The 12,893-nt window shown below is 41.2% G+C and carries 8 protein-coding genes; 1 reads left to right on the forward strand and 7 read right to left on the reverse strand.

Annotated features, from left to right (window positions below; all coding sequences use genetic code 11):
- Positions 1-7: 7 nt before the first annotated feature.
- The 7 genes from GFS24_RS20305 to GFS24_RS20335 all read right to left on the reverse strand — a co-directional run bounded on the left by GFS24_RS20305 (position 8) and on the right by GFS24_RS20335 (position 11,262).
- Positions 8-3,316, reverse strand: coding sequence for a TonB-dependent receptor (locus tag GFS24_RS20305; protein ID WP_153662607.1), 3,309 nt, complete (start codon positions 3,314-3,316; stop codon positions 8-10).
- A 44-nt stretch (positions 3,317-3,360) separates the two neighbouring features.
- Positions 3,361-4,350: a FecR family protein gene (locus GFS24_RS20310; RefSeq protein WP_153662609.1), complete on the reverse strand. Its 990-nt coding sequence runs from the start codon at positions 4,348-4,350 to the stop codon at positions 3,361-3,363.
- 72 nt (positions 4,351-4,422) lie between these two features.
- Positions 4,423-5,010, reverse strand: a complete 588-nt coding sequence (locus tag GFS24_RS20315; protein ID WP_153662611.1) for an RNA polymerase sigma factor — start codon at positions 5,008-5,010, stop codon at positions 4,423-4,425.
- 108 nt (positions 5,011-5,118) lie between these two features.
- Positions 5,119-6,015, reverse strand: coding sequence for a hypothetical protein (locus GFS24_RS20320; RefSeq protein ID WP_153662613.1), 897 nt, complete (start codon positions 6,013-6,015; stop codon positions 5,119-5,121).
- A gap of 20 nt (positions 6,016-6,035) precedes the next feature.
- Complete coding sequence (locus GFS24_RS20325; RefSeq protein WP_153662615.1) at positions 6,036-8,117, reverse strand: P-loop NTPase fold protein; 2,082 nt, start codon at positions 8,115-8,117, stop codon at positions 6,036-6,038.
- Between the two features lie 238 nt (positions 8,118-8,355).
- Positions 8,356-9,831 (reverse strand): sulfatase, encoded by a 1,476-nt coding sequence (locus GFS24_RS20330; RefSeq protein WP_153662617.1) that lies wholly within the window; start codon positions 9,829-9,831, stop codon positions 8,356-8,358.
- Between the two features lie 54 nt (positions 9,832-9,885).
- Entirely contained in the window at positions 9,886-11,262 is a 1,377-nt protein-coding gene (locus GFS24_RS20335) for an alpha-L-fucosidase (RefSeq protein ID WP_153662619.1), read from the reverse strand.
- Positions 11,263-12,230: 968 nt separating this feature from the next.
- On the opposite strand from GFS24_RS20335, the gene GFS24_RS20340 reads away from it, so the two are divergent.
- Positions 12,231-12,521 carry an HTH domain-containing protein gene (locus GFS24_RS20340; protein ID WP_153662621.1) on the forward strand — a complete coding sequence of 97 codons (291 nt, stop codon included), beginning with the start codon at positions 12,231-12,233 and terminating at the stop codon, positions 12,519-12,521.
- Positions 12,522-12,893: the final 372 nt, after the last annotated feature.

A 12,893-nucleotide genomic window follows, 5' to 3' on the forward strand; every position in this document is an offset into this window, starting at 1 on the left:
AACGTTTTTAAAATGTAACATTCAATCCAACTGCAAACGTCCTTGTGGTAGGATACGGCATCAGTTCTATGCCGCTTTCCAGTGGACTGGCATTGTTCTGTGCTGAAATGAATCCATCCGCTTTTGGATTGGTGGAGATCATTTCAGGAGAGAAACCACTAAAGCGTTTTACCGTGAAAAGATTCTGAGAGGTGAGGTAGATCCGCAGCCTGCTCATCTTCATGCGTTCCAGTAATTGTTTAGATAAGGTATAACCCAGCGTGAGGTTATTGAGGCGGAAGAAATTACCGGACTCAATGAAATAGGTGGAAGCCGGGATGCTGCTGTTGAGGACTCTTGGATCTGTTGCTGAAGGGCGAGTAGATGTCCAGCGTTTATCAGCGTAATCTGCTTCTATGTTATCCGTGATCTCGTAGCGGAATGCTTTTTTACCGTTGTATATCTTATTACCGGCATTGCCGTAAAAATCCACACTCAGGTCTAAACCTTTGTAATTTACACCGGCATTGAGACCGTAATATAACTTAGGCTGATAGGAACCTGCATAGATCTTGTCATCTACTGTGATACTGCCATCATCATTTACATCCCTGTAACGCAGATCGCCTGGTTTAGCATCGGGCTGGATCTTTTGCCCGTTCTTATTCAGATAGGCATCTACTGCTGCCTGATCTACGAACACACCCTGTGCATCATACACATAAAAACTACCAATGGGATAACCACTGGCTGTTTTTGTTACTGGTCCCTGGCCGCCCACACCACCTTTCAACAATGGCTGGCCCTGGTTGAGACCGGTTACTTTGTTATCATTCAGGGTGAGGTTGCCCCCAAATGTATAATCGAAACCATCACTGATCTTATCTTTCCATTGCAGCGTGAATTCCCATCCTTTGTTGACGAATGAACCGGCATTGGTGATATATTCATTATCCGGATCGCCCAACAGACCAGGGATCTTTACGCCCACCAGCGCATCGATGGTTTTCTTGTTATAGTAGTTTATTTCACCGGTTAGTTTTTGTCCGAGGGAAGTAAACTCCAATCCAAAATCATACTCTTCCGTGGTTTCCCATTTGAGATTGCGGTTCTTGATATCTGCCAGGCTGGTACCCAGTGTAGCTTTGCCATCAAAGAAATATTGCTGGCCGGTGCTGCCGGTTAGCACATACAGATTGGACTCAATATTATCATTACCAATACGCCCCCAGCTGCCGCGCAGTTTCAGGAAGTCGAAGATCTTCTGGTCCTTCAGGAAGGCTTCCTGTGAAAGCACCCAGCCCACACCTACAGCAGGAAAATAACCATTGCGGTTTTCTGAAGGGAAACGGGAAGAGGCATCGTTCCGGAAGGATACGGTAGCGAGGTATTTATCTTTATAACTATAGTTTACACGGCCAAGAATGGAGGCACGCGCATATTTATCACCATCTGCGGTAACAGTGGAGGTGTTGGGATCTCCTGCAATCAGGTACCAGAGGTCTGTACTGATAGGCACATTCCTTCTGCTGCCTTCAATATATTCTCCCTGGTATTTTTGTGCAGTATATCCTGCCAGCACGGTGAGATCATGATCGCCGAAACGTTGCTGAAAAGTAGCGGTATTATCCCAGAGCCATTCCTGATTCTGTTCTTTCACCATGGTCAACTGACTTTCCGGACGTTGCTGGTTACCTCCTGCTATGAGGAAAGTGGATTCGTCATTCAGGAATTGAAAGTTATACTTCTTCCTGTTAAAGTTGGATTGGTTTACACTCATGCTGGAACGCAGCTTGAGGAATTTCCAGGGAGAGTATTCCAGGTAAGTAGTTCCCTGTACACGGCCTTCCTGGAGTTTATCATTGTTCTTATCAATGGTGAGCGCAGGGTTACCTACGTTGCCGAAAGCCGCGGTATTACCATATTTCCCGTTCTGCATAACAGGGATCAATGGAGAGGCGCGATAGGTATTGGTATAAATTCCCTGCAAATCTACATACTGCGTATTGGAACGCATGTAAGAGAACTGCGCCACGAATTTCAACTTATCGTTGATGTTGTATTCGTTGTTGGAGCGGATAGTTAACCGATCATATTTATTAGTGTTCACCACCCCTTCATCTGTGAGATATCCTGCATTGAAATAATAGAGGAATTTCTCTGATCCGCCGGAGAGGGAAATATTATGTACCTGCTGGAATCCCTTCCGCAGAACAGCATCATACCAATTGGTGGATACATTATAACCGGGCAGGGTAACATTAGGCGCTGCATCTTTCAGGTAATCTGTATACTGCGTACTGTTCGCCATTTTAACGAGATGGGCTACTTCTCTGAATCCAGCGTTCATGTTATAGCTTACTTCCATCTCCCCGATCTTCCCACGTTTGGTGGTAATGATCACTACGCCATTGGCAGCCCGCACACCGTAAATGGCGGCGGAGGATGCATCTTTCAGGATGTCCATGGAAACAATGTCTGCCGTGTTGATATTCCTGATATCATTGGTGAGCACACCATCCACTACATATAAAGGTTCTGCACCAGCCAGCATACTACCAGTACCGCGCACACGTACAAGTGGTTGTGACCCTGGTGCGCCGGAACTGATGATCTGCACACCGGCCAGTTTTCCCTGTACACCTTGTGTGGCAGCATTTACCGGTTGCTTAGTTAATTCCTCTCCCCGCACGCTACCGATAGATCCTGTGAGGTCTCTTTTGCGGCGGGTGCCATATCCTACTACCACTACCTGTTCCAACTCACTGGTAGATGCATTCATCACTACATTCAATTCTGTTCTTCCATCCAGTGCTATCTCCTGCGGATCGTATCCGATATAAGAGAACAGCAATGTTACATTGGCATCGGGCGCATTCAACGTAAAAGCGCCATCCGGTGTGGATACAGTTCCCACACTGGTACCTTTTACCTGGATGGTTACACCGGGGATGGGCTGACCATCTTTATCCTTTATGGTTCCTTTTATGGGAACAGCGATATTTGTTTGCACAGTGATCAGCGCAGGCTGGATCACATACAAACCTTCGTCTATCTTTTTATATTGTAATTGCAGTGGTGTGAGCATGTCATCCAGTGTTTCCTGCAATGGTCTTTTTTTCTCGGAAACAGCGGGAACTTTCTTATTGTCGATGAGTTTGCTGCTGTAGGCAAAGCTGATCTTATGTTGCTTACCAAGTTTGTTGAGTGCTGATCTGAGCGGCATGGCTGTTTCCTCTGCTTCGGATGGTGGTGGCGGAACGTATCCCACATCCTGCGCCTGCATGCACAAGGGCAATAAGAGCATGCATCCGCATAGTAATCTGTTTAGTTTCATAAGAACGTGTTTACGGAGTAACAATAATCCTGTTTTGGTCGTCTTTATTTCCTTGTAAAAATATACGTGCTGTCAGCTCCCGGTGTTAATTCCAGGCTGAAAGCTTCTTTGATGGCAGCAAGTACTACTGCCTGGTCTGCCGTTGTTAACGTTGCGCTGAACTTTTCTTTTGCAAGTGATGAATCCCTGAAAACCAGTCTGATCCCGAATTGATGATACACTTGTGCGGCCACTGTTTCCAGTGATGCATCTTCGAACACAAGCGTACCCTTTACCCAGGAAGCATACCGTTCCGGCTGTACTTCTCGGCGTATATATTTTTCTTCTTTCTCTTTATATTCTACGAGATCGCCGGGTTTCATAATCAGTCTTTCTTTCTGCCTGCGCAGGGCTATTTTTCCTGAACTCAGTACTACCTGTGTATTGCCTGTGTAATTTTGTACATTAAATGTGGTGCCTAATACTTCAATATCCAGCGAGCCGGCATGCACAATAAATGGTACTGCGGTAACAGCTGTATGCTGTACGTTGAAATAAGCTTCACCTTCCAGCCATACTTCCCTGATCTCTTTGAAACTTCCTAAACGGAGCGTGGAATGCGGGCCCAGTATTACTTTTGAACTATCCGGCAAAATGAGCGTTCTGTTCTCTCCAAACTGACTGGTATAAACAGGTGGAATTGTTTTACTCCGGAACAACCATAATGCAGCTACTGCTACAATGCCTGTTGCCATGGCTGCTGCCAATGCCATGGGCCATCTTCTCTTTCTCACAGGCGTGGTTGTTTCCATCTCTTCTGCTATCACACTCCAGATCCGGTCATAACTTTCCACAGGCATTTCTTCCCTGGTATATTCCAGGGAGAGGAGGATCTTGCGGGCCTCTGTGATAATGGGCTGGCGTGTAGGATACAGCTGTTGCCATTCTTCCCAGAAAGCATTATTCTCCTTATTGGGTCTCAAAACCCATTCCGAAAAATAATCGTCTGTCAGGAAATCCTCCTGCCGGTAATCCGCATAATCTTTCCATTCCATAAGGTGCGATTGTACTTGACCATATGTATAGAGGAGAACAGGACGGGTTTTATCCCTTCTTCATAAAAATATTTATTTCCAGAGAAGCCAACCCATTGCCAGCCATAAGGGGAAATCGATCAGGCGGTGGCGGAGTTTATCAAAAGCTTTGTATACCATCTTATACACGGACTTCTGGTGAATGTTCATGATGGCAGCAATATCTTCAAAAGAAAGGTTTTCATAAAAGCGCAGGAACAGTACTTCCTTCATCCGGGGTGGCAGCGCATTGATCTCTTCCGCTACTTTACGACGGCGGGCCAGGGTACTTTCATCACTGATAAGTTGGGTTTCAGGGGAAACAGTGATATCAAAACCTTCTATGGGGAGTTCCTGTTGTTTCCGGTTTTCCGTGGCCATACGTAAAAGATCACGGCGGAAAGCCTTCACCAAATATGCTTTTACATTCTGTACGGCTGATAAATGACTGCGGTGTGTTAGCAGGTAGAGAAACAGCTGTTGAATACAATCCTCTATCAATGAACGATCTGCATACAACTTGCAACCATAGTTATATAACTGTGGTGCATAACGGGCATACAGGGTTCCGCAGGAGGCCTGATTTCCGGTTATGAAAGCCTGCCATTCGGCGGCATCGTCGTGGAATGAAGTTGCATACATGCGTACTTCAAAGATAGGGGAATTATCACTTCATGGCTTAATTCATGAGGTTTCCTTATTGACTGACTGGTACAAAAATGTAATCATTGTGCTAATAGAACTAAAAGACTATTGATAAAATCTATGGTTTAGTAATTCTCCATTGGGGCTAAATTCGTATTCAAAATTCCCAACAACAAAGTATCTTTCTCCCATATTTTTGCCTTTAAGCTCATTTGAGAGCCAGTATCTCCCATGATTAATTTCCAAAAATTCATCTAAGGTTATGCTCTTCCCATAATGACAGACTAATAGCATAAAGAAATTTATGGTATTATACTCTTGTTGATGAAGATGAGTAAATTCATTTGAAAAAGAATTGGGCGTATTTGCCCAAGCATCTGCCTGAAAATTCATTTCATCCAAAATTTTTCTCGGATTATTACCCCAATGGCTTTGAGCAACTTTTAAATAGCTATTAAACAAATCAATATTTAATTCCTTCCATCGTTGAGCCCATTGATTTAAGCCATTCGAGGAACTGTAGTTGACTAATATCCCATCTAAGAAAAATAAATACAGTTCAAAGTCGCTTACGTAAATCATTCCATCAGAAACTGGGGCAGGTATCTGCAAAACCTGAGACAAATAGTCTATATCTAAGGCCCGAGCCAAAATCCCTTCATCAAGAATAGTGCTAATATTTGAACTGTCGTATATTTCTGATACTTGCTCTTGGCTCCAAAATGAATCAAGCATTTTAGTTGTAATGGCATTGCACCTATTTCCTGCCATTATGAATACGATTTCTTTGGTAAATATTTTGACTATTATATTTATTATCTTCCTAGATTCATAGTCTCCGAATAAGACATGCACTTGAGTACGATGGTAACCTAAGTGTTCAATAATTCCATTAATTGATTCGTTCTCAATATCTCCTTTAAACTCCTGAAAACCACTTTCTGTTGGAACAAATATACCAGATCTCTTTTCTCCCTTTAAATACTTAGTAAACCATTTCATATTTATGAGTTAATTACAATTCAATATGGCACAATGACCTCTATTACTTTTAGAATTTCATCTAATAAATAATTATCAACTCTATATTTTGAACTAAACAGTTCAATTTCCGTTTCCGAATTCCCATGCAACTGAGTCCTAGATAATATTTCTATTTTTTCTGGGTTTGAAATTATACTGAAATGCATTATGAGAAGTGGAAATATGGATTTATCATTAGCAGGTGAATTCCACAGCGAAAAAATCTTCTTATCTTTAAGAAAAGAATATGCTAAATAACGCTTACCCAAGAGGTATCTATAATAGAAAATTCTTATGTTTCTAGGGGTTGCGCGGTTGCAGACTTCGACTGTTCGAATTAATAAATCGAGCTCAAACCATTCTAGTTCATACTGATTAGTTTCTTCTTGAAGTTCAGTTGTAATAGTCTCTTGTATGTAATTGAGTAAGTCTTCATTTAGTTCATTATTTCCTTTCAAATGATCATCTGCTAATGCGTTCTCGTTTGCCTTCTGTTCCGTCTTTTTAGCTTTATCAATTTTATCCTGTTTTTTTATTTTCCCCTTTACCATTGAAAGCAAGAGGTCCCGTCTTTCCTCTTTATTTAATATGCGTAGTTTAATCCCACCAATAAACAATTTATCCATATATTCTCTTACAATAGACTCCAGATAACTACTCTTTTCTGCTTCATCTGTAAAATTATTGCTAACCAATTCCAGGTATTTTTGGGAAATAGCGAGTTTAAGTATCCTTTCATCTATTGCTGCTATCACAACTGTCCTTTTTGCTATTTCTAAATCATCTAACATTATTCTTAGTGAATCAATAATCTGAAGAATCTTTGATTCATTACATCTATCTATATCATCAATAAATAATAAGAGTCGTTTTTTACCAATTCTTTTCTCTGGTATCCATGCTTTTAATAATGTTTGAATTTCGCTTTGTATTTCAGCTTGCAAGCCTAGATGTTGAGACAAGTTATGTCTTTCTCCATATTTTAAAAACAAATCTTTTGCATGCGTACTGAATGTCTTTTTAAATATTTGAATCAAACTAAATGTTGTGATTAATATTGTAGAAGGCACTCCTAGCCATAGTAATGCTTCTTTTAGATCGGTAGTAGATACTTTGATGAAAGAGTAATTAACGTAAAGAACAAAGATCCCTATCAATAGAATCATCAAAAATTTCAAAAACGGAACAATCCCTTTTCTTTTAAAATTTAAATATATCAATTTATAAAAAAATGAAAACCAACTAAATGTGATAGTTTTTTGAGGCTTTTTGTAATATGCAGAAGTTAAACATTCGTAAAGGTATGCCCATGTCGCCGGCGTATCCTGGTATTTCCAAGCATGAAATTCCACTTTATAAAATGGTTTACTCTTATACTTTGACACATTGTTCCATATATTTTGCCAAAAAAAAGTCTTTCCCCTACCCCATTGACCGAAAAGACCAAACATCATTCCTTTTTCATAATGTAAATTGATTAATAGTTTGGCGATTTCAGCAGATTCTTCAGATACTCCTAAAACACCTTCTGTATTTTCTCGCATGCTCACCTGAATGAGCTTTTCAATATCAAATGAATAGATAGGTCCATCCTGATTCTTATCTACATTTTCAATATCATTCTCATCACTAAATTCAAACAAATTCTCTGAATAATCTTCTAAAACAATAGCATAACTTAATTGATAATCGAATAATATTTTCAACAATTTCTCATCAGCATTCTTAAGTATTGAAAGAAGCATGTGGATACTAGATATTCTTTTTACTTTAAGTTGCCTTGCTTCTAAAGCAGCTCCTCTAACAGCTTGCTCAGCTTTTATTGTAAGTGGTAATGATTGTAGCTCCAGTTGTTGGTTTTCCTGTCTATGTATTTTTGATATTTCCTCAACTAGAGATTGAATTTCGATGTTTTTTCTTTCAAGGATTTTTCTTGCTTGAGACGTTGTCTCACACATTCCAATTAAAAAGTGCGTGTTATCAATAAATGAATTCCCAAGACGAATTGAACTACTTCGTGCTTGAGTTATAACTTCCTTAAAATCATCAGTAAATTGACTCGGTTGTATTTTTTCTTCCATAAACAAACTTCTTTGTTAATATGACAGTAAATAGATTTAGACAGGGCAAACTATACTCACTAGGTTCATTAGGAAACTTATAAAGTAAAATAACTTATTATGTTTTAAAGGAATCATTGGGGTGAAGAATCTTTTCCAAGCCAAAATAACAACTATTAGAATTCAATTTAAGCTTCTGCAACAAATTGACTGAAAGAATAAATATCCTTATAGTCAACAACGGAGTAAATGAGAGGATTTAGAATTTCCCTTCAGATCGGATAACTACCTTTCCGGGCTCTCTTCTCTCAGCGCCGGGCATTTTCCGCAGCTCATCTCCCAAAGCATTACGATACATATCTGCCAATGCTTCCAGCTCTTTTACCACTTCCGGAAAATGTTCTTTTACATCGAGTGTTTCACCGGGATCTATGCTGAGATCATATAACGCCAATGGAACATCTACGTTGGGTTGCGCACCGGGAAAACCGTCATATCCGGGCAGGTTATTTTTATAAGTACGACCCTTATGCGGGAACACCAGTTTGTATTTTCCTTTACGGATACCTTCCAGGCTATTCACGCCATAATAGTAAACAAAATGATCTCTTGGATGTGCGCCTTTTTCATTGCGTAACAATGAGAGGATATTCACACCGTCTATTTTTTTAGCCGGTAATTTTGCGCCGCAGATAGTAGCTACTGTGGGCAGCAGGTCTATGGTCGAAGCCACTTCGCCGCTTACTACGCCAGCGGGGATCTCTCCGGGCCAGCGCATAATGCAGGGCACTCTCTGGCCACCTTCCCAGCTGGATCCTTTTCCTTCTCTTAATCCTCCTGTGTTACCGGCATGATTGCCATAATTGAGCCAGGGGCCGTTATCACTGGTGAATACAACCAGCGTATTTTTTGTAAGACCTTGTTCTTCCAGTGTGCGCATCACTTCTCCAATAGAAGCATCCAGTTCTTCCATCAGGTCTCCAAAGAGGCCTGCGCCGCTTTTATTGCGAAATGGTTTAGATACAGCAATTGGTACATGTGGCATGCTGTGTGCGAAGTAAAGGAAGAAAGGACCTTTCTTATTTTCGCGGATGAACTTGCAGGCACGTTGTGTATAGAGGGAAGTTAATTCAGATTGATCTTCCAGTGTTTTGATGATGCGGATCGTGTTGTTTCCTTCTATTAAAGGTAAGGGAGGATATTTACTACGGCTGTTAGTTGTATCTGTATATGGTTTCCCATCATAATGTACCGGCCACATATCATTAGAATAGGGCAAGCCCAGGTATTCATCAAAACCATTTTGCAAAGGCAGGAAAGGCTGCTTGCTGCCCAGGTGCCATTTACCGACCATGCCTGTTTTATATCCCCTGCCCTTCAATAATTCAGCTATGGTTTCTTCCTCACTGTTTAACGCTATGGGCGAAGTGGGTGATAAAGCTCCGTGAATGCCAATGCGATTAGGATAACATCCTGTCAGTAATCCTGCGCGGGATGCAGAACATACAGCCTGCGCTGCATAGAAATGTGTAAAGCGCATTCCCTGCGCCGCCATCCTGTCCAGGTTAGGTGTTTTATAAGGCCCGCCGCCATAACTGGCAGGATCGCCATATCCCATGTCATCCATAAAAATGATGATCACATTGGGTTTATTCTCTTTTTGCTCCGGCTTCGGCGGAATAAAACTGGATGTGGTAGCTAAGCAGAGTACGGCGGTGAGGATCTTATTTATCATACAAAAGGGCTGCGGTATGTTATGATACCGCAGCCCTTTCAAGATACAAAAATATTAGTCTGCCAATATCAATTCAATAACGGGGATCTCAACGCCTGGTTTTATAACAGGCAGGCTGAGGTTCAGGTCATTTTCTCCGGGGCCGCCTGTTCTGTAACCATATCCTGATGGTGCGGAAAAACGAATTTCAGAACCATCATGCAGGAACTGTGCATATTTGATCTTGCCCTTATAACCGGGCAGCGTGAAGTTCTGCAAAGGATAATCCAGCAAATGCACATATAACCTTTTGGTGGTGGGATTGTAAGTAAGCAGGCAATTATCAGGACGGGCATATTTATCCGGGGCTTGTGTGCAGCCATAAATAGCACGGCTGTTCAGTTCCATCCACTCTCCCATTCCTTTCAGTGCAGTTTGTGCGCGGTTATCAATTTTACCACGGGCGGTAGGACCAACATTTAATAATACGTTACCACCTTTACTTACAGATTCTATCAGTAATACCAGTAATTGTTTTACATCTTTCCAGGTGTTTTCATCCCTGTAATATCCCCATGAACCAGAGAAGGTCTGACAGGTTTCCCAGGGAACGCGTTTACCGTTTTCAGTAGGCCATGCTGCTACCTTATATTGTTCAGGTGTTACAAAATCTCCTCCGTCACTATATTCTTTCAAATCCAGGCGGTCATTTACAATAATGCCGGGTTGTAGTTTGCGCACCATTTTAATAAGGTTCTCAGAATCCCAGTCGTTATGGTCTTTACCACGTTTGCCGGGATAAGAGAAATCCAGCCAGAGGATATCGATCTTACCATAATTGGTGAGTAGCTCCCTTACCTGGTTATGGAGGTAGGTGCGATATTTAGCCATGTCCCGGTTCTTGTTCAATTGTTCATAATCCGCATCGTTATTGGGACGCGCGGAATGGGTACCATCTATCGTAAAATCAGGATGGTGCCAGTCGATCAGAGAATAGTAAAATCCGATCTTGATCCCTTCTGCGCGGAAAGCTTCTACGTACTCCTTGATCAGATCTTTTTTGATGGGAGTATTTGTGGCTTTATAATCCGTGAATTTAGAATCGAAGAGGCAGAAGCCTTCATGGTGTTTGGTGGTGATCACGGCATATTTCATGCCGGCTGCTTTGGCCATTTTGGCCCATTCGCGGGGGTTATACAGGTCCGGATTGAAGTTGTCAAAGTACTTCTGGTAAGCGGAGTCTGAGATCCGCTCCCTGTTCTTTACCCATTCGTGGCGGGCGGGCAGTGCATACAATCCCCAGTGAATGAACATACCGAAGCGGTCGTTGGTCCACCAGGCGAGTCGTTTTTCTTTTTGTTCAGGTGTTTCCGAAAAGAGTTTTTTCTCCTGGGCAAAGCTGTTCAATGTGAGTAACGTGGCAAGAAAGAGTAGGATGGTGTTACGTTTCATCTCGTATAAGTTTTAAATATTAACAAGGTAATGTAAGGATATGGCCCAGGCTCATAGCATTTTGCCAGAGTGTGTTGCTGAATTACCACCTGTTATTTCCTTCAACCACTTCTTATTAACAACTCGTTAACAACTGATTAACATTTAGGCAAGTATAATCCACGTAAAATTGTCCTTCGAAATTAACGCTTATAAAAGCTTATTTTTTTGCGTTTTTATTCGCGCTAAGTAATTAGTGCTCCGATTTAACTTCAGGTGAACGGCTGTCATTTGCTTCTGCATTTGACAGCTGTTTTCTGTTAGCTTGTAATATAATACAGTATTGAATTACAAAGATTTTTAAGAATCCGGTCCCTGTACATTTTTGAACGCATTGACTCCTCAGGTCAATGAGCAGAAAACAGGTATTCCAGGTAGTTGTATGCTTAGTTGAAAAAGGGCTATAAAAGATCTGAAAAAGATAGTTTTGCTGGGTTATGCCCCAATTTCTCTGGGTGTTAACACTTAAAAAATATGACAATTCTTTAACATGGCATTAACATTTACAAATCTTATATACTTGTAACATTGTATCTGAATATATCAATGACATTATATCATACATCCATAAGTTTTTTACGTTCCAAGTTAACTATTCATTATGACGACTGCCGTCTATTTTCCCCATAGATAGCAGTCGTTTTTTTTGTGCCTGAACCCAACTAGCCGGCTTTCTGAGCTGGTGAATAAATATACTAACTGAGATATTATTGCAGTGCGGTTTGCTACCTTAGATTCAACATTGAGCCATAATAAGACACAGTTAACAAGACTCAGGAATAGTCCGTAATAAACCTAGACATGGAGATACACTTATCTGCACTTGGGGTGCAGCAACTACAGTGAATGCTTTTAACTTCCTGAGTGCATACAGTATATTTCGTTGAAACCCGAATTCCAATTTAGCTTTTAAACCCCCTGTTGATCCAATGCCCAAGCGCTATTTTGAAAGACTACAGACAATAGACTATCTTATTCGCATTAAAGGTACAGGTAAGCCTGCGCAGTTAGCAAAGCGTTTACGTATCTCCGAGCGAACATTATATGAGTTCCTTAAACTCATGAAAGATCTCGGTGCGCCTATAGAATATGATAGGTATAAGGAAAGTTATTATTACGGTGAAAAAGGTGGCTTCAGCATCAAGTTCACCAAAAGTATTGCAGGCGCTTCGCCTGCGGCAATCCTGTGCCTGATGATCATGGCGCATACATGTATGTGAAATGCTTAAACTACATGATTGCCTAACTGCTTAACAACTTTTTAACTCCATCATTTTTTGCAGTGACCTACTTTGTTGCTCGGAATTTTTATGCGTACAACGAAGTCGTCAACCACTACTATATGCTGCTGCAAAAGATATTAAATGAACTACCAACCATCCATCAGTGATGCCCCCAAAGAGTATCGCAATACTCAATTGCTGCATCCCATGCTGTTACCGGTATGGGACATGCGGGTTTCTGTTAAGTTACCTGCCTTGTTTCCATTCATAGATTGCTTTTTTAAAGACCCGTTTCCGACAAGCCGTCTGAAGCAATAAAGAGGCTTTTTCATAACGCGGTTTAGATTAGATGATCAATCTATGATGCGA

Source organism: Chitinophaga sp. SYP-B3965 (genome assembly GCF_009647655.1).
GTDB lineage: Bacteria > Bacteroidota > Bacteroidia > Chitinophagales > Chitinophagaceae > Chitinophaga.